The sequence below is a fragment of the Arthrobacter sp. 18067 genome (assembly GCF_902706295.1).
GTDB lineage: Bacteria > Actinomycetota > Actinomycetes > Actinomycetales > Micrococcaceae > Arthrobacter.
The window spans coordinates 56,684-77,351 of sequence record NZ_CACSJJ010000017.1; the positions used below are offsets into that span (position 1 = coordinate 56,684).

The following is a 20,668-nucleotide window of genomic DNA, read 5'->3' on the forward strand; positions in this document are numbered from 1 at the left end:
TCAAGCCCGGGCTGCCTTGCGGCTGTTCGCCGTGATTCAGTTACTTCCTCAGTTCCTGACGGCGATGGCGGCAGCTCCAGCTGCCTTGAATTCGGTGATGCGTTCGCGCGGCGTGGAGTCGCTGACCAGCGCCTCCCCCACCAGGATGGCGTTGGCGCCACCCGCTGCGTAATGCGATACGTCGTCGGCACCCCGGACGCCCGATTCGGCCACGATGACGGCCTCGGCCGGAATCAATCCGGCCAGGGACCCGAAAACCGAGCGGTCGACGTCGAGCGTCTTCAGGTTGCGGACATTGATGCCAATGATCTTGGCCTGCGCCGCAACGGCGCGCTCAATCTCTTCTTCGGTGTGTGTTTCCACCAGCACGTTCATGCCGAGTTCGTGGCTCAAGGCGCTGAACTCCGCAAGCTCGGCGTCGGACAGTGCGGCGACGATGAGAAGGATGAGGTCGGCGCCATGGGCCCGGGCTTCCCAGATCTGGTACTCGTCAACCGTAAAGTCCTTGCGCAGCAAGGGCGTCTCGACGGCGGCGCGTACAGCATCGAGGTCCGCCAGCGAACCGCCGAAGCGGCGCTGTTCGGTGAGTACGCTGATGACGGACGCTCCACCGTCGGCGTACTGGACCGCGAGGGACGCGGGATCAGCGATCGGTGCCAGGTCGCCTTTGGAAGGGCTGCGACGCTTGATTTCTGCGATGACCTTGAGGTCGTTGCGGGCGGATGAGGGACCGCCCAAAGCTGCCCACGCATCGCGGGCCGGAGCGGCACTTGCGGCCCGGTCCTTCAGCTCCGCGAGGGATACGAGGCGGCTGCGCGCCTCCATCTCCTCCTTGACGCCAACAATGATGTCATCAAGAACGGTCACGATTAGTGGCCGTTGTTCTGCAGCTTGCTGCCGCCAACTCCGTAGCCCGCCTTGCGCATGACGCCGCCCACAATGAGGCCAATGACCATGACAACCAGGCCACCAACGAAGATCGGGGTGCTGGCGATAACGAAAGCGATGGAGGAAATCAGCGCACCGACCAGCATCACAAGTACGCAGGTCCAGGCAGCCGGGCTGTTTCCGTGGCCGATGGCGTCAGCGTGGCTGGCCATGGTGGATTCAGCTTGGTTTGCGGACACTGTGGTTTTGCTCATGTGAAATCTCCTCAGGATGAATACTGCTTACATTCTGCCATTTATTGACGGCGTCCGGGACATCGTCCGACGTCAGGACAGGCGTGTGGGCTTTTGTTGCGCACTGCCTGCCCGAAAGCCAGTTTGGCTGCCTACGTGGGATCTTCACCGCGCGACAGGCTGTCCCAGCTGTCAATCTCGTCCACAGGCCCGCTGCTGCTCTTCCGGCCCCGGGTGCCGGCGTCGTATTTGGTCCGCGAGGTCCAATGGCGCCCGGCCAGCGGCAGGACAATGGCACAGACAACCAGGAGAGATCCGGCAACGATGGCCAGGACCGGGAACGCCGTGGCGGCCGCGTCGGCCTGTCCGCCCGAGACCCCCGTTGCGGCCGCGATGGACCCTTGCGCGGCACCCAACGGGTCAAGAAGTACAGTCACTGCGGCCAGAATGATTCCGGCCGCCGACAAGACGATGAGGACTGCAATGATCCAGCGGGCAATTTTTCCGGCGATGGAAGCGGCGAGCCCGCCTGCCAAGGCGACAACTGCCAGCGCAGTGACGGCAGTGGCCGCCTTGCTCCCTTGGACGTGGAGGTCGCTGTTGGACGCTCCCGTGGGATCGAGTTGCACTTCGATCCAGGTCTGCGTCGTGGCCCCGAACACTGCCAAGGCCAGAATTGTCGTGGCAAGGACCAGCGTCGATTTGCGTGCCCAGCGCGGGGGCTGCCTGACCGGAGCCGCAGAAGATGCCGTGCTCATAGGGCGGAAGTCCCGTCGTCGAGGGTGTCGGCGTTCCGCACCGTTTCAGCGGAAATGTTCTGCAGCGATCCCGCGGTGTGGACGGCGCGCAACGGCGCAGCTGCCTTGTTCACCGTCTCCAGCGCTTCGGAAGGCTTGTGTGAATCGGCCACGATTCCACCACCGGCCTGTACATAAGCACGGCCTTCCCGGAGCAGCGCGGACCTGATGGCGATGGCCATGTCCATATCGCCAGCGAAGTCCAGGTAGCCAACCACGCCACCGTAGATGCCGCGTCGGTGGGGTTCCAGTTCGTCAAGCAGGCGCAGCGCACGCGGCTTGGGAGCCCCGGACAGGGTGCCTGCCGGGAACGTTGCCTTCAGGACGTCGTAGGCCTTGGCATGGGGAGCGAGCTCCCCCACCACGGTGGACACGAGGTGCATGATGTGGCTGAACCGCTCCACTTCCATGAATTGCGTGACGTCCACCGTGCCGGCGACGCAGACCTTGGAGAGATCGTTGCGCGAGAGGTCCACCAACATCAGGTGCTCGGCGCGCTCTTTCTGATCGGCCAGCAACTCCGTGGCGAGGGCTTTATCGGCCTCCACTGTCTTTCCACGGGGGCGCGAGCCGGCGATGGGGTGGGTGATGACTTCCTCACCGGTCACCGTGACCAAAGCCTCCGGTGATGAGCCCACAATCGAGTACTCGCGTCCGTCCGCATCCTCCAGGCTGAAGAGGTACATATACGGGCTGGGGTTGGTATTGCGCAGGACACGGTAAACATCCAGGGGGTCCGCGGCGCACTCCATCTCGAAGCGGCGGGAGATCACCACTTGGAACACCTCGCCGTCAACAATGGCTTCCTTGCCGCGGTCGATGGCCTCAAGGTACTTGGCTTCATCCCAGCGCTCCTGCACGCTGGAGGCAAAGTCCAGCGCAGCAGTTTCCAGCACGGAGACCGGCTGGGCAACAGGAGTGCTGATCTGGTCCAGCAGGCCCTTCACCCGTGCCACGGCGTCGTGCCAGGCGTCATCGACACGCTCGGAGCTGTCATCAAAGTTGATGGCGTTGGCGATCAGGAGGACGGTACCGTCCATGTTGTCGTGCACAGCCATGTCGGTGACCAGGTTCAGTGCCATTTCCGGCAGCTGCAGGTCGTCCTCGGGCGGGGATGTCAGCCGCTCCCAGTGACGGACGGCTTCCCATCCGAGGAAGCCAACCAAACCGGAGGTGAAAGGCGGCAATCCCTCAAAGCGATCGGTCTGCAGTGCAGCAACGGTGTCCCGCACCGCGTCAACAGGGTTGCCGGAGACGGGAACGCCAACCGGCGGCTCACCGATCCAATGGGCCTGGCCGTCTTTCGTTGTCAGGGTGGCCCTGGATTTTGACCCAATGAAGGAGTAGCGCGACCACGCGCCGCCAACTGCCGCGGATTCCAGGAGGAACGTGCCGGGTTGGCCCTTGGCCAGCTTCCGGTACAGCCCAATGGGGGTCTCGGCGTCTGCCAGGACCTTGAGTCGGACAGGGATGACACGGCTGTGGACGGCGAGTTCGCGGAACTCTTCCAGGCCCGGGCTGATGATTCCAAGGTCCTGCATGGCTATTTCTCCGCCTTTTGTCTGAGGTGGTGCGTCAGTGGAAAGTTAGTGGGTGCCTTAGTCGCGGTGGCCCGTAACGACTGTGAAGTCGCGACCATCAAAGCAGGTCCGGGTTCCGGTGTGGCAGGCTGCGCCGATCTGGTCCACGCGGATCAGGAGGGCGTCGCCGTCGCAGTCAAGGGCGACAGACTTCACGAACTGTACGTGTCCGGAGGTGTCGCCCTTGCGCCAGTACTCCTGGCGGGAGCGCGAATAAAATGTCACGCGACCTGTGGTCATGGTGCGGTGCAGTGCCTCGTCATCCATCCAACCAAGCATGAGCACCTCGCTGGTATCGTGCTGCTGCACAATCGCAGCTACAAGCCCGGACGAATCACGTTTGAGGGCGCTGGCGATCTCCTGCGGCAACGGGCTCGCGGCGTCGCTGGAAAGCTCCATGGCGGGAGAGGGGCTGGGGGCGGACTGCTCTGACATCAGATCAAGTCTAGTGCCTTTGCCGGGAGCTGGATTCTGCGGCGGTTCCACTGCGCAAGAGCGCTCTGATCGTGCTAGTTTCACAAGTGATGCATTTCGTCGATCCTTCCCGAGAAGTACTGGCCGAAACCCTGCTGGCGGCCGGACCTGACTCCCCCACGCTCTGCGAAGGGTGGCAGACCCGGGATCTTGCTGCGCATTTATATCTGCGCGAACGGAAGATCGCAGTGGGCCTCGGACTCCTGATCCCAAGCCTGGGCAAGGCCAGCGAAAAAGCCACCTCCAAGCTTGCCGCCAAACTAAAGAGCTCGGACGCCTACGCGGACCTGGTCAAGACATTCCGCGCCGGCCCTCCGGCCCTTTCCCCCTTGAAGATCAAGGCCCTGGATGAGACGTCCAACCTCATCGAGTACTTCGTGCACACCGAAGACATCCGCCGTGCAGGTGATCGGTGGGCACCGCGGGCGCTCGACGAAGCATACTCGGACGCCCTCTGGGATGAGTTGATCAAACGGGCCGCTTTCCTCTACCGCGGCGTGGACCTCGGCATTGTTCTGGTGCGGCCCACCGGCCCGCGGCATGTAGCCAAGCGGGCTCCCGTTTCCGTTGCGATCGTTGGCGAACCGGGCGAGCTGCTCATGCATGCGCACGGTCGCACCAGCCAGGCCCTGGTCACGTTCGAAGGCCAGCCGGACGCCGTCGCGCTTCTGCAGTCCGCAGACATCGGCCTTTAATCCAGCAATGGAGGGTCACCTGCAGGGTGGCCCTCCATTGCTGCTTAAGCTGTCGAACTAGCGGACCTCGAAGCCGGCCCCGCGGATAGCGGCCTTGACCTGGGCGATCATATCGTCCGGTCCAAAGTGAAACACTGAGGCCGCCAGTACGGCATCAGCACCGGCTTCCACGGCGGGCGGGAAATGTGCAGGCTCCCCCGCACCACCGGACGCAATGATCGGTATGTTCACCGCAGCGCGGACCAAGCGGATCAATTCGAGATCGAAGCCGTCCTTGGTGCCGTCGGCGTCGATCGAGTTGAGCAGGATTTCCCCTACACCCCGGTCTGCCGCTTCTTTGGCCCAGGCGACGGCGTCGATGCCGGTTCCGGTACGGCCACCGTGGGTGGTCACTTCAAAACCGGACGACGTCGGGATGTCACCGTCGCGGGTACGGCGCGCATCAACCGAGAGCACCAGGACCTGCGAGCCGAAGTGGCGGGTGATCTCGTCGATGACTTCGGGCCGGGCAACCGCTGCGGTGTTGATGGATGCCTTGTCCGCACCGAAGCGCAGGAGCTTGTCCACCTCAGCAACGCCACGAACGCCACCGCCCACGGTCAGGGGAATGAACACTTCCTCTGCCGTGCGGCGCACGACGTCGAACGTTGTTTCGCGGTTACCGGACGAGGCAGTGACGTCCAGGAATGTCAGTTCGTCGGCCCCGCCGTTGTCGTAACGGTGCGCGAGTTCCACCGGATCACCGGCATCGCGGAGGCCTTCAAAGTTGACGCCTTTGACGACGCGGCCCGCGTCGACATCCAGGCAGGGGATGACACGTACGGCTACAGCCATGTGCTGCTCCTAGATTCTGTTGTGACGCGGGTCAGATGCGGCAGGCGTGAATGCTGCTGACCAGGATGGCGCGTGCTCCGAGATCGTAGAGCTCGTCCATGATGCGGTTGGTTTCCTTCTTCGGAACCATGGACCGCACCGCAACCCATTCGGAGTCACGCAGCGGTGAAACGGTGGGCGACTCAAGGCCCGGGGTCAGCGCAGCGGCGTCTTCCACCAGGTCCTTGCGGATGTCGTAGTCCATGAGCACGTACTGGCGTGCGACGAGGACGCCCTGGAGGCGCCGGATGAGGATGTCGATTTCCTTGGCGGTTCCATTGGCGGCCCCACCAGAGCCGGAACGGCGGATGAGTACGGCTTCGGACTTCAGGATGGGGTCGCCAAAGATTTCCATGCCGGCGGCTTTGAGGGTGTTGCCGGTTTCAACGACGTCGGCAATGGCGTCCGCGACGCCGAGACGCACTGACGATTCCACGGCGCCATCCAGGCGGACCACCTTGGCATTGACGCCCCGATCGGCGAGGTAGTCGCGCAGGAGTCCGTCGTAACTGGTGGCCAGGCGCTTGCCTTCAAGTTGTTCGACGCCGGCGAAGTCACCGACGGGACCGGCGAAACGGAAGGTTGACGGGGCGAAGCCCAGGGGAAGTATTTCCTCGGCTTCGACTTTCGCGTCGAGCAGGAGATCCCTGCCGGTGATGCCGACGTCCAGGGTTCCCTGGCCTACGTAGACAGCAATGTCGCGGGGACGGAGGAAGAAGAATTCAATGTCATTGTCGGGATCAACCATGACCAGCTCGCGGGTGTCGCGGCGCTGGCGGTAACCCGCCTCGGACAGCATTGCCGAGGCGGCTTCGGACAGGGATCCCTTATTGGGGACTGCTACACGGAGCATTGGGAGACTTTCTTTTTGGAATGGAGGTTTTCAGGCACCTTGGCCACGCAGGGAACTCCGCAACAGGCAGGCGGAGTGGCGTGGCTAGAGATGCTTGTAAACGTCTTCCAGGCTGAGGCCCTTTGCGAGCATAAGGACCTGCAGGTGGTACAGCAGCTGGGAGATTTCCTCAGCGGCGGCTTCGTCCGATTCGTACTCCGCGGCCATCCAGACTTCAGCGGCCTCTTCGACCACCTTCTTGCCGATACCGTGGATTCCAGAGTCCAGTTCGGCAACCGTGCGCGAGCCTGCCGGGCGGGTCGCTGCTTTCTCACTCAGTTCTGCGAACAGTGTCTCGAAATTCTTCACGCCCTCCAGACTACTTGCTCCGGGGCGGCCACCGCTTGTTGGGGCGTTGCATGACGAAGGGGATGTGAGCGAAGACACACTCACATCCCCTTCGTCGTGCAGGCAAGGGCGTTAGCTGAACTGCTTCAGCGTCACTGCTGTGGCCAGGGCTGCGGTGACCGCTTCGTGGCCCTTGTCTTCCTTTGAGCCGGGAAGGCCGGCCCGGTCCAGGCCCTGCTGTTCCGTATCGCAGGTGAGGACGCCGAAGCCCACCGGCACGCCGGTGTTGACGCTGACGTCGGTGAGTCCCGACGTCGCAGCCTGACAAACGTAGTCGAAGTGCGGCGTCCCGCCACGGATGACCACCCCGAGTGCTACGACAGCGTCGAAGTGCGGTGCGAGCCTGGCGGCGGCGACGGGAAGCTCGAAGCTGCCCGGAACGCGCAGGAGCGTGGGCTCGGCGATGCCGGCTTCCTTGGCGGCACGAAGCGCACCGTCCACCAGGCCGTCCATGATCTGTGTGTGCCAGCTTGCCGCCACGATGGCGAGCCTGAGCTGCGAGGTTTCCTCAGGGTTGAGGGTAGTGAGGTCGATGGTGGGCGCGCCGTGTCCGCTCATGTTTGCTGTGGGTCCGTTCAGTCTTGATTGTTGTCAAAGGTGTGGGTTGAAGGCGTCTTGCCGTTGCTGACCGGCTCCACATCGAGCGTCAGCCGGTGGTCCATCCGGTCCTTCTTGGTCTGCAGGTAGCGCAGGTTCTGTTCCCGTGATGGCACCTCGGTGGGCACCATTTCCACTACTGTTACTCCGGCCTTGTCCAGGCGGTGCTGCTTGTCGGGGTTGTTGCTCAGCAAGCGGACCTCGTGCAGCCCCATTTCAGCCAGGATCTGTCCGGCCGCAGTGTATGAGCGCGCATCGACAGGCAAGCCCAACTGTTCGTTGGCCTCTACAGTGTCGAAGCCGGCTTCCTGCAAGGCATAGGCCTTGATCTTATTGGCCAGCCCGATCCCGCGGCCTTCCTGCCCACGCAGGTAAAGCAGCGTTCCGCCTTCGGCATGGATGAGTTCCAACGCGAAGGCGAGCTGCTCGCCGCAATCGCAGCGGTATGAACCGAAAACGTCGCCCGTAAGGCACTCGGAGTGCAGCCGGACGAGGGGTGCCTGGCCGTCCTTGGGCGGGTTGGGCGAACTCACGGCGATGTGTTCGACGCCCGTGACATGGTCCGTCCACGCCTGTGCCACAAAGTCGCCGAAAGCCGTGGGCAATTGCACAATCGGCCCACCACTGACGGGATGCGGCGCGGGGCCCGTGTGGTCACTGCTGCGTGTGGTCGATGCGGTCATCGCTTCTCCTCGTCTCCCCGTGAAACATGTGCCGCCTGGGACTCTACCGCCTCCACATACGACACCAGGTCCTCAATGGAGATGAGGGGGCATCCATGGTCGGCGGCGAAGTCACGCAAACTATCCAAGCGCATCATTTCACCATCGTCATGTACCAACTCTGCGATCACACCCACCGGAGCGAGTCCGGCAAGACGGCACAAGTCCACGGCAGCTTCCGTGTGACCTGGTCGTTCACGCACTCCCCCGTTAACCGCACGCAACGGGAAAATATGCCCGGGACGGGTAATCGATGCCGGAGAACTGCTCGGATCCGCCAGGATCCGCGCAGTCAGGGCCCGATCCGTGGCCGAGATGCCCGTGCTGACCCCTACGGCAGCGTCGCAGGAAACTGTGTATGCAGTCCCCTTGGCGTCTTCGTTGATTTCCACCATGGGAGGTAGCACCAGCGCATCCGCACGTTCGCCATCCAAGGGAACGCAAATGACGCCCGATGAATAGCGGATGGTCCATCCCATGAGGGCCGGCGTGGCGTGTTCGGCGGCGAAGATGATGTCGCCTTCGTTCTCGCGGTCCTCGTTGTCCACCACGATCACTGCCCGGCCCGCGGCCATTGCCGCGATGGCTGCCTCGACAGGATCCAGTCCGGTACGGGGCGAGCCCGTAGGTGATGTCTTGGCAGGGGCGCTCATCGTGTGCTCCCCTGCTGCGGTGCGAAGGACAAAAGGCGTTCGGTGTATTTGGCCAGCACATCAACTTCGAGGTTGACGCGGCCACCCACAGGCTTGGCACCCAGCCCTGTTTCTTCCAACGTGGTGGGGATCAGTCCCACCTCAAACCACGGAGCCGTTTCGGCCGCCGCACTGACTGCTGTCACCGTCAGCGATACACCGTCGACGGCGATCGAACCCTTCTCGGCAATGTATCGTGCCAGCGGGGCCGGCACGCCGAAGCGCAGGCGGTCCCAGTTACCCAAGGGCTCGCGCTCCAGCAACTCACCCACGCCGTCGACGTGCCCTTGCACTACATGGCCGTCCAGGCGCCCGCCCGCAGGAACGCAGCGTTCGAGGTTTACGGTATCCCCCGGGGCCAGTCCGCCGATGGTTGTCCGGACCAGGGTCTCCCCCATCACATCGACGCTGAAGTCCTGTCCCTGGATCTGCGTAGCTGTCAGGCACACACCGTTGACGGCGATGGATCCGCCCAAAGCCAAGCCATCGGTCGTCGTGGGCGCTTTCAACCGCAGTGTGGCGCTGGCGTCGCCGTCATGCTCAATGCCCAGCACGGTGCCCTGCTCAGCGACTATTCCCGTAAACATCAGTGTCCTCCTGTGACATATTCCGCAGCTTCACCGTGTGAAACCAAATTCTTCTGCGGAATCGAATTCTTGATCGTGGTGGCGGCGCCCCGGGGGGACCGCAGGTGCAGCCTAAGGTCGTTGCCGAGCGTCCGGACCGCTCCGCCCCCGGCTTCGTCCCAGGACCAGTGCTGTGCGTCGGCCAGCGTGGTGATCCCAAGGTCGTTCAGAGCCGGGGTGCCGGAGCCCAGCAGCGTCGGAGCCAAGTAGACGATCAGTTCGTCCACCAGGTCCGCGGCAAGAAAGGTACTCAATATGGACGAGCCCCCTTCCACCATGACGTGCCGGATTCCTTGATCGAACAACGCGCCCAAAGCCTCTGCTGGATCCCGTGTTGGCAAGTGCACGAAACGCCCGTCGGTTCCCCGGACAGCGGCATCATCAGGGACGTCCCGCAAACCCATCACGGCGCGGATTGGCTGCCGCCCGGATAGTTCACCGTCCGCCGTCCTGGCCGTGAGCCGCGGGTTGTCGATCAGGACCGTCCCGGTACCCACCAGAATGGCGTCTATGAGTCCCCGCAGCCCGTGGTTGTCCGCGAGCGACTCCGGGCTGGAAATCCACTGGCTGGTGCCATCCGCGGCAGCAATACGGCTGTCCAGCGTCTGGGCGATATGCAAAGTGACAAACGGACGCTTGGCCGCAACGGCGTCGAACCAATCGCGGTTCAGGTCCCGGGCCCTCTCGAAGGCCAGCCCGGACCGGACGTCCACCCCTGCGGCCCGGAGCGTCCGGGCACCGCCCGCCGCGGGGTCGTGCGGATCGTCGACGGCGTAAATCACCTTCGCGATTCCCGCGGCAATGATGGCCTGGGCGCACGGGCCGGTGCGGCCCTCGTGGTTACAGGGCTCGAGCGTGACAACCATAGTGGTCCCGGTGATGTCCGTTCCCTGTCGGCGGGCAACGGAAATCGCGTCGGCCTCTGCGTGGGCTGTGCCTGCGCCCCGGTGGAACCCCGTTGCCAGTTGTGCACCTTCGGGACTGAGGATCACTGCACCAACCAACGGATTGGCCCCACGCGGTCCGGCAAGGGCTGCGGTCAGCGCGGCATCCATGGCCGCACTTTCCGCCGGGGTGTAAAGGGCCGGGTCGGCGGTCATTGGGCAGCTCCCGTGGATACTGCAGCAGCCGGGCTGCTGCCATCACGGCTTTCCCGCTCGCGCTTTTCGGCCCGCCACCAGACGAAGAAGCCCGTGAGGGTGAAGAAACCGTAGAAAAGGTACATGACCGCGCTGGCGTAGTAGCCTGCGCTGAACAGCAGCGGCACACCCACGATGTCCACGGCCACCCAGATCAGCCAAAACTCCGTCCATCCGCGGGCCATGCCGTACGTTGCCAGCAGGGATCCCATGAAGGTCCAGGCGTCGGCCCAGACCGGCGGGTAGGAGCCGAGGGCGTCAAACAGTGGCGTCAAGGCCGCCGTTCCGGCCACCATCGCGCCGATCAGCGCGATACGGACCCTGTTGCTGGCCCAACCCGGGACGATGGCGCGCCCCTGGGTGCTTGATTGCCGGCCCTGCCGCCACCGGTACCACCCGTAAACGGCGACGGTGATGAACATGACCTGGCGTGCGGCCTGGCCCCAGAGCGTGGCCGGTGCGGCTGCACCAAACACGTTGCCGAGGAAGACCGTGAGCAGGAGGATGTTACCGATGATGCCGATTGGCCAAGCCCAGACTTTGCGGCGCATGCCGCCAAGGGCGCTGAGCAGCCCGAAGATATTTCCAAGCACTTCGCGTAAGACAAGAGCAGATCCTCCAACGGGGATCTGTGCTTCGAAGAGCCATCGCAGAAAGTCCATGCCGTTCCTTCCCAGTAAGCCGCGATGACTCCGGGGGTGTACGACAGCGCAATGCCGGGCGTCGCTAAAGGACCGCCCACGGCATGACTGTACGTGCTTCTCCCATCCAGACTTTAACTGTCGGTACTGGAATTTCACCAGTTCAACCGTCTGCCACCGAAGATCCAATCACTTGGAATCCGATGGCTCGCGGGTCGCGGACTATAACCGCCGGTTCGGACTTACACCGACCCCGGAGCACGTATGTGTGTTGTTATTCTGCCACAACTACAAAGATGGTCGGGCTATTCCCGGCCATCTTCGTAACATGTGATGACGGTCGTCAGGCGAACGTGGACGTCACTGCCTGGCCCGCCGCACGGAGCCGATCAATCGCGGCAGCGGGGTCCTGATGTCCATAGACGGCCGAGCCGGCCACGAACACATTGGCACCCGCTTCCGCCGCCCTGATGATGGTCTCCTCGGTGATGCCACCATCCACTTGGATGGCCACACCGATGCCCGAGCCCTCGATTGCCGCACGCGCACGTCGGATCTTGGGCAGGGTGATGTCCAGGAAGGACTGTCCACCGAAACCTGGCTCCACTGTCATGATCAGCAGCATGTCCAACTCGCTCAGCATGTCCAGGTACGGCTCTACCGGCGTGGCCGGCCGCAGGGCCATTCCGGCTTTGGATCCGCGGGCGCGCAGTTCGCGTGCAAGTTTGACCGGCGCCATGGCCGCTTCGGCGTGGAATGTCACGGAGGCGACGCCGGCGTCCGCGTACGCGGGTGCCCAGCGGTCGGCGTCGGAAATCATCAAATGGGCATCCAACGGAACCGGACTGACTGCTTGGATTCTTTGAACCACCGGCAGGCCGAGCGTCAGGTTGGGCACAAAATGGTTGTCCATGACATCCACGTGGACGGCATCGGCATTGCTGATCCGTTGAAGTTCCGCCTCAAGGTTGACGAAATCCGCAGACAGGATGCTCGGGTTGATACAGCACTGAGACAAGGCAGCCCCTTCGGGTCGGTGATGGTCGAGAGGGGCCGCAGCGGGCAGAAAAGCATCGTCGCTGCGGCCTGGGATTGTGGCTGCTACGGCTTCTTGCGGATGATCGCCATGAACATGGCATCCGTCTGGTGGACGTGAGGCCATAACTGGGCAGTGAGCTCGTGACCAGCGCCAAGACTGCCGGTGAGGCTGACGTGGTCAAGTGCATGTCCGGCGTCGAGCATCTCCAGGTCCTCACGCTTGGCCAGCACGTCAGTAACAACCGCGGTTGTTTCGGCGGGGTGCGGCGAGCAGGTCACATAAGCCACCACACCGCCGGGCTTGACGGCATCCAGAGCTGACTTCAGCAGCTCGCGCTGAAGAGGGCCGAGGTCGCCAATGTCCTTGGGTGAGCGACGCCATCGCGATTCGGGCCTCCTCCGTAAGGCGCCAAGACCACTGCAAGGGACGTCCACCAGCACACGGTCAAAGGACTCCGGCTGCTCGGTGCCGACGTCACGTCCGTCTCCGGTCCGCACGTTCCAAGCCTCACCAGGGACAGCCGAAAGCGCTTGCTGAACCAGCTTGGCCCGGTGAGGTGCAGGCTCGTTGGCCAGGAGGGTGGCCCCGTCGCGGTACGCCAAAGCGGCCAGGAGCGCCGCCTTGCCGCCGGGACCCGCGCACAAGTCCAACCACCGTTCACCCTGCGCAGGAGAATCCCCCAGCTCGACGCCGGCCAAAGCACGTGCCACAAGCTGTGATCCCACGTCTTGTACGCGGGTGGTCCCACGCCGCACCGATTCAAAGCGGCCGAGGTCCCCGCCTGCCGAGAGGGCAGAATCTTCCACCAACTCACCGGGGGTGGCGCCGTTGTCGAAAGCCTCGTCAAGGTCCCCCAAGCCAGGCAACGCCACGAGGTTGACCACCGGCGCGGCGTTGTCTGCCTCCAGCAAGTCATCAATCTCCGACTTTGGGCGCCCGTGGTTCACCAGGGACTGACGCAGTGCGCGGACAATCCATTCAGGATGGGAATGCCGCAAAGCGGCAATCCTGGTCTCATCGGATTCGTCGACGAGCAGGATATCCAACCACTCATCCATGGTGTGGGCAGTAACTTTGCGCAGGACTGCGTTGATGAGCGCGGAGGGGCCTGCCCCGATGACGGCGCGCGCCAGGCCGACGGTCTGGTCCAACGCTGCATGGGCCGGAACACGCATGGAAAGCAACTGGTGGGCGCCGATTCGCAGGGCATCCAGAATCGCAGGATCCAGCTGCTCCAGGGGACGGTCCACGCAGTGGGCCAGGATCGCGTCGTAGGTTCCCTGGCCGCGTAAAGCGCCGTAGCTCAACTCGGTGGCGAAACCGGCATCCCGCCTATCAAGCCGGTGTTCCCGAATACGGGCAGGAAGGACCAGGTTGGCATAGGCGTCTTCGGAAGCAACAGCACGGAGGACTTCGAAAGCCACAAGGCGGGCCGGATCAGCGCGGCGCGTCCGCTGCGACGGAGCATTATTGGTGAAACCCCGTTGAGGACCACGGTTCCGCTCCCGGCCTTGGGCGTTGCGCTTGCTTTCGCCGCGTCCGCCACGGTTGCCTTGCCCGCCGCCGTCCCGGTTCCCGCTGTTGTTGGGGCCTCGCCGGCCGGACTCACTCATTCGAATACCACTCTCTCGGGTGTTGCCAAGCCGCGGGCCCAGTCAGCCGACGACATCATTTTCTTACCTGCCGGCTGAATCCGGCCGAGTTCAATGGCATGGGAGCCGGTGCCCACCAGCACGGATTTTCCATCCACGCTGATGGTCCCTGGAGCCAGGTTGTTGACATCCGGCCGGAGTGTCACTGGTTCAAGTTTGATTCGCTGGCCTTCAAGCGTTGTCCATGCCCCTGGCTCGGGAGTTACGCCACGGGCCCGACGGTTTAGTGCAAGGGCAGGCAATTGCCAGTCAAGGCGGCCATCATCGAGCGTCAATTTGGGAGCCAGGGAGACTTCTCCGGTTTGCGGTTGCGGGGCAGCCTGGCCGGCGTCGATCGCAGAGAGCGTCTGGCTGAGGAGAACCGCGCCGCTGATGGCGAGGCGCCCAAGGAGATCACCGGCGGTGTCGTCCTGACGAACAGTCTCAGTGAGGGTACCGAACACTGGCCCGGTATCGAGGCCTTCTTCGAGTTGGAATGTCACGGCACCGGTGACATCGTCTCCAGCGATGATGGATCGCTGGACCGGCGCAGCGCCCCGCCACGAAGGGAGCAGGGAGAAATGAAGATTGACCCATCCATGCTTCGGGACGCCCAACGCGGCCTTGGGAACGATTCCGCCGTAGGCAACGATGGCGGCAACATCAGGGTCAAACTCCGCGATCCGCGCCGTAGTGTCCGCGTCAACCCGGGCCGCACGAATGACGTCAATACCCAGTTCCATCGCACGTGCAGCGACCGGCGAGGGGGTTAGGACGCGCTTCCGCCCTACAGGTGCGTCCGGGCGAGTCAGGACAGCGACGACGTCGAATCCCGCCTTGACCAAGGCATCCAACGACGGGACGGCCACGGCGGGAGTTCCTGCGAAGAGGACCCTCACTCCGGCGCCCCGAAACTGCCGCCGCCGAAACTGGAACCCACACTGTTGGCCCGCTGGGACGTGGTCTTCTCAGTGATGGCGTGGTAATTGGCGTTCCGGATGGCGCGCAATGCTGCCTTACGGTCCTCGCCTTCCAACCTGTCCGTGTACAAAACGCCGTCAAGGTGGTCGGTCTCGTGCTGGAAACACCGGGCAAGCATGCCCTCCGCCTCCACGGAGACCGGGTTTCCATTCAGGTCAACCCCGGTTGCCCGTGTTGTCCTGTAGCGGCGGACCGGGAAGCCCAGGCCGGGAATCGAAAGGCAACCCTCTACTTCGTCAGGCTGGAAGTCATCGCTGTTCTCCAGGACCGGATTGATGATGTGGCCTTCCACTTCCCCGATACGGTAGGTGAAGACACGCTGGCTTACGCCGATCTGGGGTGCGGCAAGACCTGCACCGTCCACGTCCTCCATGGTTTCGGTCATGTCAGCTACCAGCTTGGCGAGCTCCGGACCGAAATCGGTGACAGGGTCCGCTACGGTGCGCAACACCGGATCCCCGATGATTCGGATACTCAAAATTGCCATGTGCTGTCAGTCCTCACGATCGTCAAACCCGGCTCCGGGTGTTGCGGAGCCTCAGCCAGTTTAGTTGAGGTCGTCGCTGCTGCCGCTGTTTACCGTTCCCGCGCCCACCGCTGCGAACACGGGCGGAGCAACCGGCAGCAGGGCTTGTCCAGCTGCAGTAACGTCGGCGGACATTTCCCACACACGCCTCAGGGCGCAAAACTTCCACCAATGATGCTTCAGGATCTCAGGGTTGGCCCGCATCGGCCTGACTTCCGTCTCCCCGATGGCTACGGCAAGCAGCATGGGGTTGTCTCCGTACTTCCACGGCTCCCATTCGCCGGCAACGGGATCAACCAGGCTTTCCTCCGCCTTCATCCCGGCTGCGAGCTGCATGACCACTTTGTCATCCAACGCCTTGACCGTTCCGTCCCGCGTGGTGCCTTTGGTTTTGTAGTCGATCAGGCAAATGCGTCCGTTGATCCGGGCAACGAGGTCCAACGTCCCGGCATAGCCCACGGTCTTGTTCCATACTGTGATCTCGGGGGCCAACGGCTCCACCCGGTAGAGCTCCCACCACTCGTCAAAACGGGCGGCAAAGGCCTGCTCGCCGTTGGCGGCGAGGTCGTCCCGGCATTCCTGCATGCGGTGCGGACGTCCCATCGCACGCAACGCCACCTGCTCGCAGTAGGTGTGGACCCGGTCACCGCGCGCAGCCGCCGCATCCCGGTAGACCTCCGCAGCTTTGGATGCTTTATTGACGGCCTGCCGGGTTTTTGCCGGGCTTCCGAGGATCGCGGGCAGCTCCGGATCAGCAGCCAGGCTGCTCGCGCCCATGTAACCGAACCAACCGTCCAGAGCGTGGGCCTGTTGTCCGATCACCGTGGTGATGGATGGCACGGAGAATTGCTCTGTAGTTGAGCGGGCGTACATCCGGCCGTAGTCAGTAGCATGGGCAAGCAGTGGAGCAGTCATATAAAGACTGTGTCATAAGGGACCGACAGAATTCTCCGGCGGGAAGATCATGGCAAGCTGCTCCGGGGCCAGCCGGGCCAACTTTCCAGCCAGGATGGGAGCCGTCAGGGCCAGATCCGCAAAGGGCAGGCCGGGGTCAGGAACAGTTCGGGTCAGTTCCTGGTCAACATGATCTCGCATGCTTATGTTGTGCTTCGTCAACTCATTTCGTGACGCAAGAACAGCCGCATGTCCACCCAACATGGTGCAGGCAAACAAAAACCCCGTCCGGACCGACTCAATCGGTCAAAACGGGGTTCCCGGTGGTGGGCGATACTGGGTTCGAACCAGTGACCTCTTCGGTGTGAACGAAGCGCGCTACCACTGCGCCAATCGCCCGGGTGCATAGAAAACACTAACCGACCATTGCCGGAATGCAAAACTGATCAGTACGGCCTGCCCAGCAGTGAACTACAACAGTGAAATTACAGGCGTGAAACTCGCCGGATTCCCCGCAAATTCAAGGATCCAGCCGCCTTGGTCACGAAATCCACGCACCCGATTTGGAGTTTGCAGGAACCTCCTATAGAGTTTTTACTCGTCGGAAAGCGACGGAATGCCTGCAGGGCTGCCCGCCGAAACGACACTGCGGACGTAGCTCAGCTGGTAGAGCACCACCTTGCCAAGGTGGATGTCGCGAGTTCGAATCTCGTCGTCCGCTCGCAAGGCACTGTCAAGGCAAGAATTCCCCGGAATCCTGCTTACACGGTGGGTTGGCCGAGAGGCGAGGCAGCGGCCTGCAAAGCCGTATACACGGGTTCGAATCCCGTACCCACCTCGGTGAAAACCATGTCTCCAGCTTTAGGCTGGTTGCATGGGCGATTGGCGCAGCGGTAGCGCGCTTCCCTGACACGGAAGAGGTCACTGGTTCGATCCCAGTATCGCCCACCAGAACAAGGCAACTTGTTTGTTGTTGAAGGCCAGGCATCAGCCGGCAGGCAACATGTGCGGACGTAGCTCAGCTGGTAGAGCACCACCTTGCCAAGGTGGATGTCGCGAGTTCGAATCTCGTCGTCCGCTCCACAATAAGAAAAGCAGCTCTTCGGAGCTGCTTTTTTTGTGCCCACATTCGGTGAATATTCCATTCGTCAATTGAAGTAACCGATACCCCTCGGAAGAATTCGCTTTATCTAATGTGATTCGGCTCGCATAATGTACTGCGAGCTCATCACCGTTCCACGCCTACCGGCAGGAGTACCCCATGAATCAACAGACGGCTTCCAAGTCCGTCCTGAGGCGCAAGCCCATCGACGACATCGAGGAAGAAAGCAAACACAGCGGGCTCTTCAAGAGTCTTGGTCTTTGGCAACTGACAGCCATCGGCGTAGGTGGAATTATCGGCGTCGGAATCTTCTCCCTGGCGGGACTTGTAGCCCACGGCAGTGAGGGAAACCCGGGCGTCGGCCCCGCCGTGCTGTTTTCCTTCCTGATCGCCGGTCTGGCTTCCGGCGCTGCGGCGCTTTCCTATGCCGAATTCGCCGGGATGATCCCGCGCGCGGGGTCGGCATACACCTACGGCTATGTGGCCCTCGGAGAAATCATTGGCTGGTTCATCGGCTGGGACCTCCTGCTTGAATACATCGCCATCGTGGCTGTGGTTGCCATCGGCATCTCCGGCTACTTCGATGCGTTCCTCTCGGGCATCGGAATCCACATGCCGACATGGATGACGTCCACGGCCGATGAGGGCAAGGGCGGCATCATCAACCTCCCGGCGATCCTGGTCTGCCTCCTGGTCACGTGGATCCTGAGCCGTGGAACCAAAGCCTTTGGCCGGTTCGAACTGGTCGCGGTGGCAATCAAGGTCATCCTGATCCTGTTCATCATTGGCCTGGGCATTTTCTACGTCAACACCGAGAACTACAACCCGTTTATGCCCAGTGGCTTCGGTCCTGTGATTGCCGGCGCAGCGACCGTCTTCTTCGCGGTGTTCGGTTACGACGCCATGAGTACCGCCGCCGAGGAGGCCAAGGACGGCAAGAAGCACATGCCCAAGGCCATCATCCTGTCCTTGATCATTGCCATGCTGCTGTACGTTGCTGCCACGCTGGTCCTCACCGGCATGCAGAACTACAAGGACATCAATCCCACGGCTGGCTTCGCATCGGCGTTCCAAGGTGTCGGCCTCCCCGTCATTGCCACCATCATCTCTGTGTTCGCTGTACTGTCCATCCTGACCGTCATGCTCACGTTCCTGTTGGGCGTCACCCGGGTGTGGTTCTCCATGAGCCGCGACGGATTGCTGCCCGGATGGTTCGCCAAAACGGACCGGCATGGGACGCCGCAGCGCGTCACGTGGATCGCAGGCATTGCCTCGGCATTCCTCGCCGGCGTCTTCCCCATCAAGGAAGTGGCAGACCTCACCAATATCGGTATCCTTGCCGCCTTCGTGGTGGTTTGTGTTTCCGTGATCGTCTTCCGTTACACCAAGCCCGACGCCCCCCGCACCTTCCGTTTGCCGCTCATGCCGGTTGTCCCCGCATTCGGCGTTCTGGCCTCTGCGTTCCTCATGTTCCAACTGCACTGGGAAACCTGGTTGCGGTTCGGAGTGTGGTTGGTCATCGGCCTGGTGATCTACTTCGCCTACGGCCGAAGGCACTCATTGATGAACCCGGATAGCCCGCGGCACAAGGTCGAAAGCAAGCCACTGGCGTAGTTCGTCCACAGCCCCGTTCCGAACCCTTGGCAGCCCTGTCATCTGGTGTTAGGGTCGGACGCGGAGGAGCGAACTGGCTCCGCGATGGAAGGGAGGTGCCCGTGGGTTTAATTGACGACCTGAAGGGCAAGGCTCAGGGTCTCATTCAAGGCAACGAAGAAGCCATTCAGAATGGCATCGAGAAAGCCGGAGATTTCGTCGACGAAAAGACAGGCGGCAAGTTCGCAGGTCAGGTTGACGCAGTCCAAAATGCCGCTTCCGACTTCGTGGCCAAGAATGACGGCGAGCCTGAGCAGGCTCCCGTCGCGGATGAGCCAAAGCAGCCATAGCTGCCTGAGCCGCCGTACCAGATACGTCAAGGGGGCACCGGTCCCGCCGAGAGGCGCCACCGGTGCCCTTGGCGTTTAACGGCCAACCTTGTATTGGCCACCCTTGGCCGGTCAGGTACTTTGGTCTCTATGCCTTCTGCCTCCCCGTCAACCACGACTAGCCGTACCAACCGGGAGCCGCTGGGCCCACCGATCACAGCCGGCATTGTCACGGCACTTGTTGGTTTTACCTCATCTTTCGCTGTCGTCCTTGCAGGCTTGCAGGCTGTCGGGGCCAATCAGTCCCAGGCATCCAGCGGCCTGCTGGCCCTCACCCTCAGCTTCGGCTTCGGAATCCTTTGGCTGTCCTGGCGGTCCAGGATGCCAGTAACGCTCGCATGGTCCACGCCGGGCGCGGCGCTGCTCGCCTCTGCTGGAATGGTCGACGGCGGATGGCCGGCCGCCGTGGGTGCGTTTTTGATCGTCGGGGTACTGATCGTGCTCACGGGTTTGCTTCCCATCCTTGGCCGGCTCATGGCCAAGATCCCCACGGCATTGGCGCAAGCCATGCTCGCCGGAGTCCTGCTCCCCCTGTGCCTGGCACCTTTCACGTCGTTGGGTTCAGCGCCGCTCTTTATTGCTCCAGTGGTCCTGTGCTGGGTTGTCCTGATGAAGTTCGCACCGCGATGGTCGGTCCCGGCGTCGTTGCTGGTAGCCCTTGCCGTCATCGGAATCCACATCGTCACCAATGGTGTCCAAGTACCTATGGACAGTCTTCTGCCCAGGCTGGAATGGACCACCCCTGCCTTTTCACTGGAGGCTGCTGTGGGGTTGGCGTTGCCTTTGTTCATCGTCACGATGGCGTCGCAGAACATTCCCGGCGTCGCGGTCCTGAAATCCTTTGGATACACCACACCGTGGCGGCCGTCGATGCTGGTGACGGGAGCCGGGACGATGGTGGGCGCACCCTTTGGAGGGCATGCGATCAACCTTGCGGCGCTCAGTGCAGCGCTGGCCGCGGGCGAGGAGGCGGGCAAGGACCATGGCAGGCGCTGGATCGCGGCGTTCGTCTCCGGATTCGCTTATCTGGCCCTGGCGGCCGCCTCCGCCGCGCTTGTTACCTTGGTGGCTGCTGCCCCGCCGGGTCTTCTTGAGGCAGTAGCCGGTCTGGCACTCCTGGGGACACTGGCGTCGTCCATCTCGTCCGCCTTGGCAGTCGCGGAGGAACGGATTCCAGCGTGCATCACTTTCCTGCTGGCCGCGTCAGGCCTCAGCTTCGCCGGTGTTGGCGCTGCTTTCTGGGCGCTGGCCGGAGGCATCCTGGTTCGCTGGATGCTGAAGAGCAGGGAGCCCGTTCAGAAAGGGTGAATAAGGCA

At 62.7% G+C, this 20,668-nt stretch carries 24 protein-coding genes, 5 tRNA genes and 1 riboswitch; of the genes, 8 read left to right on the plus strand and 21 right to left on the minus strand.

The genetic code is table 11. The annotated features are described in order from the left end of the window. Positions 1 to 48: 48 nt before the first annotated feature. The 5 genes from trpC to hisI form a co-directional block, all read right to left on the minus strand. Positions 49 to 867 (minus strand): indole-3-glycerol phosphate synthase TrpC, encoded by an 819-nt coding sequence (gene trpC / locus GVL04_RS16785; protein ID WP_200846880.1) that lies wholly within the window; start codon positions 865 to 867, stop codon positions 49 to 51. A gap of 2 nt (positions 868 to 869) precedes the next feature. Beyond that, the gene (locus GVL04_RS16790; RefSeq protein WP_159706651.1) at positions 870 to 1,142 is read right to left on the minus strand and encodes an HGxxPAAW family protein; all 273 of its coding nucleotides are present in this window, start codon (positions 1,140 to 1,142) and stop codon (positions 870 to 872) included. Positions 1,143 to 1,273: 131 nt separating this feature from the next. Next, positions 1,274 to 1,879 (minus strand): Trp biosynthesis-associated membrane protein, encoded by a 606-nt coding sequence (locus GVL04_RS16795; protein WP_159706653.1) that lies wholly within the window; start codon positions 1,877 to 1,879, stop codon positions 1,274 to 1,276. Beyond that, positions 1,876 to 3,459 (minus strand): anthranilate synthase component I, encoded by a 1,584-nt coding sequence (locus GVL04_RS16800; RefSeq protein WP_159706655.1) that lies wholly within the window; start codon positions 3,457 to 3,459, stop codon positions 1,876 to 1,878. Before GVL04_RS16800 ends, GVL04_RS16795 begins: the two co-directional genes overlap by 4 nt. Before the next feature lie 57 nt (positions 3,460 to 3,516). Continuing rightward, positions 3,517 to 3,933 (minus strand): phosphoribosyl-AMP cyclohydrolase, encoded by a 417-nt coding sequence (hisI, locus tag GVL04_RS16805; protein ID WP_159706657.1) that lies wholly within the window; start codon positions 3,931 to 3,933, stop codon positions 3,517 to 3,519. An 89-nt stretch (positions 3,934 to 4,022) separates the two neighbouring features. Between hisI and GVL04_RS16810 the strand changes: the two genes are divergently transcribed. Further along, positions 4,023 to 4,667 carry a TIGR03085 family metal-binding protein gene (locus GVL04_RS16810; protein ID WP_159706804.1) on the plus strand — a complete coding sequence of 215 codons (645 nt, stop codon included), beginning with the start codon at positions 4,023 to 4,025 and terminating at the stop codon, positions 4,665 to 4,667. 57 nt (positions 4,668 to 4,724) lie between these two features. Here the strand turns inward: GVL04_RS16810 and hisF are convergent, their stop codons facing one another. The 16 genes from hisF to GVL04_RS16890 all read right to left on the minus strand — a co-directional run bounded on the left by hisF (position 4,725) and on the right by GVL04_RS16890 (position 16,667). Beyond that, positions 4,725 to 5,501, minus strand: a complete 777-nt coding sequence (gene hisF, locus GVL04_RS16815) for an imidazole glycerol phosphate synthase subunit HisF (protein ID WP_159706659.1) — start codon at positions 5,499 to 5,501, stop codon at positions 4,725 to 4,727. A 31-nt stretch (positions 5,502 to 5,532) separates the two neighbouring features. Then, positions 5,533 to 6,393: an ATP phosphoribosyltransferase gene (gene hisG, locus GVL04_RS16820; RefSeq protein WP_159706661.1), complete on the minus strand. Its 861-nt coding sequence runs from the start codon at positions 6,391 to 6,393 to the stop codon at positions 5,533 to 5,535. A gap of 84 nt (positions 6,394 to 6,477) precedes the next feature. Beyond that, positions 6,478 to 6,741, minus strand: coding sequence for a phosphoribosyl-ATP diphosphatase (locus tag GVL04_RS16825; protein WP_018778638.1), 264 nt, complete (start codon positions 6,739 to 6,741; stop codon positions 6,478 to 6,480). Positions 6,742 to 6,852: 111 nt separating this feature from the next. Continuing rightward, entirely contained in the window at positions 6,853 to 7,338 is a 486-nt protein-coding gene (gene ribH / locus GVL04_RS16830) for a 6,7-dimethyl-8-ribityllumazine synthase (RefSeq protein WP_159706663.1), read from the minus strand. Between the two features lie 17 nt (positions 7,339 to 7,355). Next, positions 7,356 to 8,060, minus strand: a complete 705-nt coding sequence (gene ribA, locus GVL04_RS16835; protein ID WP_159706665.1) for a GTP cyclohydrolase II — start codon at positions 8,058 to 8,060, stop codon at positions 7,356 to 7,358. Then, a complete protein-coding gene (ribB, locus tag GVL04_RS16840) occupies positions 8,057 to 8,752 on the minus strand; it encodes a 3,4-dihydroxy-2-butanone-4-phosphate synthase (protein ID WP_159706667.1) in 696 nt (231 codons plus the stop codon). The genes ribA and ribB overlap by 4 nt, the downstream gene beginning before the upstream one ends. Next, positions 8,749 to 9,378, minus strand: a complete 630-nt coding sequence (locus GVL04_RS16845) for a riboflavin synthase (RefSeq protein ID WP_159706669.1) — start codon at positions 9,376 to 9,378, stop codon at positions 8,749 to 8,751. The genes ribB and GVL04_RS16845 overlap by 4 nt, the downstream gene beginning before the upstream one ends. Further along, positions 9,378 to 10,517, minus strand: a complete 1,140-nt coding sequence (gene ribD, locus GVL04_RS16850; protein ID WP_159706671.1) for a bifunctional diaminohydroxyphosphoribosylaminopyrimidine deaminase/5-amino-6-(5-phosphoribosylamino)uracil reductase RibD — start codon at positions 10,515 to 10,517, stop codon at positions 9,378 to 9,380. The genes GVL04_RS16845 and ribD overlap by 1 nt, the downstream gene beginning before the upstream one ends. Then, the gene (pnuC, locus tag GVL04_RS16855; protein ID WP_159706673.1) at positions 10,514 to 11,218 is read right to left on the minus strand and encodes a nicotinamide riboside transporter PnuC; all 705 of its coding nucleotides are present in this window, start codon (positions 11,216 to 11,218) and stop codon (positions 10,514 to 10,516) included. Before pnuC ends, ribD begins: the two co-directional genes overlap by 4 nt. An 89-nt stretch (positions 11,219 to 11,307) precedes the next feature. Further along, a riboswitch (FMN riboswitch) is annotated at positions 11,308 to 11,463 on the minus strand. Between the two features lie 77 nt (positions 11,464 to 11,540). Continuing rightward, a complete protein-coding gene (gene rpe / locus GVL04_RS16860) occupies positions 11,541 to 12,215 on the minus strand; it encodes a ribulose-phosphate 3-epimerase (RefSeq protein ID WP_159706675.1) in 675 nt (224 codons plus the stop codon). 83 nt (positions 12,216 to 12,298) lie between these two features. Next, on the minus strand, positions 12,299 to 13,849 hold the full coding sequence (locus GVL04_RS16865) for an RsmB/NOP family class I SAM-dependent RNA methyltransferase (protein WP_159706676.1): 1,551 nt from the start codon (positions 13,847 to 13,849) through the stop codon (positions 12,299 to 12,301). Continuing rightward, a complete protein-coding gene (fmt, locus tag GVL04_RS16870) occupies positions 13,846 to 14,766 on the minus strand; it encodes a methionyl-tRNA formyltransferase (protein ID WP_159706678.1) in 921 nt (306 codons plus the stop codon). Before fmt ends, GVL04_RS16865 begins: the two co-directional genes overlap by 4 nt. Next, positions 14,763 to 15,335, minus strand: a complete 573-nt coding sequence (gene def, locus GVL04_RS16875; RefSeq protein ID WP_159706680.1) for a peptide deformylase — start codon at positions 15,333 to 15,335, stop codon at positions 14,763 to 14,765. Before def ends, fmt begins: the two co-directional genes overlap by 4 nt. Positions 15,336 to 15,395: 60 nt before the next feature. Beyond that, positions 15,396 to 16,289 carry a cytochrome gene (locus GVL04_RS16880; protein WP_159706682.1) on the minus strand — a complete coding sequence of 298 codons (894 nt, stop codon included), beginning with the start codon at positions 16,287 to 16,289 and terminating at the stop codon, positions 15,396 to 15,398. Positions 16,290 to 16,301: 12 nt separating this feature from the next. Next, positions 16,302 to 16,469 carry a hypothetical protein gene (locus tag GVL04_RS16885; RefSeq protein WP_159706684.1) on the minus strand — a complete coding sequence of 56 codons (168 nt, stop codon included), beginning with the start codon at positions 16,467 to 16,469 and terminating at the stop codon, positions 16,302 to 16,304. A gap of 123 nt (positions 16,470 to 16,592) precedes the next feature. After that, positions 16,593 to 16,667: transfer RNA gene (locus GVL04_RS16890), tRNA-Val, on the minus strand. Between the two features lie 249 nt (positions 16,668 to 16,916). On the opposite strand from GVL04_RS16890, the gene GVL04_RS16895 reads away from it, so the two are divergent. The 7 genes from GVL04_RS16895 to GVL04_RS16925 all read left to right on the plus strand — a co-directional run bounded on the left by GVL04_RS16895 (position 16,917) and on the right by GVL04_RS16925 (position 20,660). Continuing rightward, positions 16,917 to 16,989: transfer RNA gene (locus GVL04_RS16895), tRNA-Gly, on the plus strand. A gap of 46 nt (positions 16,990 to 17,035) precedes the next feature. Further along, a tRNA-Cys gene (locus GVL04_RS16900) sits at positions 17,036 to 17,106 on the plus strand. 38 nt (positions 17,107 to 17,144) lie between these two features. Next, a tRNA-Val gene (locus GVL04_RS16905) sits at positions 17,145 to 17,219 on the plus strand. Positions 17,220 to 17,275: 56 nt separating this feature from the next. Then, positions 17,276 to 17,351 (plus strand) — tRNA-Gly (locus GVL04_RS16910). Positions 17,352 to 17,529: 178 nt separating this feature from the next. Further along, complete coding sequence (locus GVL04_RS16915; protein WP_159706686.1) at positions 17,530 to 18,984, plus strand: amino acid permease; 1,455 nt, start codon at positions 17,530 to 17,532, stop codon at positions 18,982 to 18,984. Positions 18,985 to 19,079: 95 nt separating this feature from the next. Beyond that, the gene (locus GVL04_RS16920) at positions 19,080 to 19,313 is read left to right on the plus strand and encodes an antitoxin (protein ID WP_159706688.1); all 234 of its coding nucleotides are present in this window, start codon (positions 19,080 to 19,082) and stop codon (positions 19,311 to 19,313) included. 129 nt (positions 19,314 to 19,442) lie between these two features. Beyond that, on the plus strand, positions 19,443 to 20,660 hold the full coding sequence (locus tag GVL04_RS16925; RefSeq protein WP_159706690.1) for a benzoate/H(+) symporter BenE family transporter: 1,218 nt from the start codon (positions 19,443 to 19,445) through the stop codon (positions 20,658 to 20,660). The last annotated feature ends 8 nt before the right edge of the window (positions 20,661 to 20,668 follow it).

Bases quoted from the DNA above. Each gene is read 5' to 3' on its own strand.
- GVL04_RS16790 (WP_159706651.1), bottom strand. From the start codon at position 1,142: ATGAGCAAAACCACAGTGTCCGCAAACCAAGCTGAATCCACCATGGCC.
- GVL04_RS16795 (WP_159706653.1), bottom strand. From the start codon at position 1,879: ATGAGCACGGCATCTTCTGCGGCTCCGGTCAGGCAGCCCCCGCGCTGG.
- GVL04_RS16800 (WP_159706655.1), bottom strand. From the start codon at position 3,459: ATGCAGGACCTTGGAATCATCAGCCCGGGCCTGGAAGAGTTCCGCGAA.
- hisI (WP_159706657.1), bottom strand. From the start codon at position 3,933: ATGTCAGAGCAGTCCGCCCCCAGCCCCTCTCCCGCCATGGAGCTTTCC.
- GVL04_RS16810 (WP_159706804.1), top strand. From the start codon at position 4,023: ATGCATTTCGTCGATCCTTCCCGAGAAGTACTGGCCGAAACCCTGCTG.
- hisF (WP_159706659.1), bottom strand. From the start codon at position 5,501: ATGGCTGTAGCCGTACGTGTCATCCCCTGCCTGGATGTCGACGCGGGC.
- hisG (WP_159706661.1), bottom strand. From the start codon at position 6,393: ATGCTCCGTGTAGCAGTCCCCAATAAGGGATCCCTGTCCGAAGCCGCC.
- ribH (WP_159706663.1), bottom strand. From the start codon at position 7,338: ATGAGCGGACACGGCGCGCCCACCATCGACCTCACTACCCTCAACCCT.
- ribA (WP_159706665.1), bottom strand. From the start codon at position 8,060: ATGACCGCATCGACCACACGCAGCAGTGACCACACGGGCCCCGCGCCG.
- ribB (WP_159706667.1), bottom strand. From the start codon at position 8,752: ATGAGCGCCCCTGCCAAGACATCACCTACGGGCTCGCCCCGTACCGGA.
- GVL04_RS16845 (WP_159706669.1), bottom strand. From the start codon at position 9,378: ATGTTTACGGGAATAGTCGCTGAGCAGGGCACCGTGCTGGGCATTGAG.
- ribD (WP_159706671.1), bottom strand. From the start codon at position 10,517: ATGACCGCCGACCCGGCCCTTTACACCCCGGCGGAAAGTGCGGCCATG.
- pnuC (WP_159706673.1), bottom strand. From the start codon at position 11,218: ATGGACTTTCTGCGATGGCTCTTCGAAGCACAGATCCCCGTTGGAGGA.
- GVL04_RS16865 (WP_159706676.1), bottom strand. From the start codon at position 13,849: ATGAGTGAGTCCGGCCGGCGAGGCCCCAACAACAGCGGGAACCGGGAC.
- def (WP_159706680.1), bottom strand. From the start codon at position 15,335: ATGGCAATTTTGAGTATCCGAATCATCGGGGATCCGGTGTTGCGCACC.
- GVL04_RS16880 (WP_159706682.1), bottom strand. From the start codon at position 16,289: ATGACTGCTCCACTGCTTGCCCATGCTACTGACTACGGCCGGATGTAC.
- GVL04_RS16885 (WP_159706684.1), bottom strand. From the start codon at position 16,469: ATGCGAGATCATGTTGACCAGGAACTGACCCGAACTGTTCCTGACCCC.
- GVL04_RS16915 (WP_159706686.1), top strand. From the start codon at position 17,530: ATGAATCAACAGACGGCTTCCAAGTCCGTCCTGAGGCGCAAGCCCATC.
- GVL04_RS16925 (WP_159706690.1), top strand. From the start codon at position 19,443: ATGCCTTCTGCCTCCCCGTCAACCACGACTAGCCGTACCAACCGGGAG.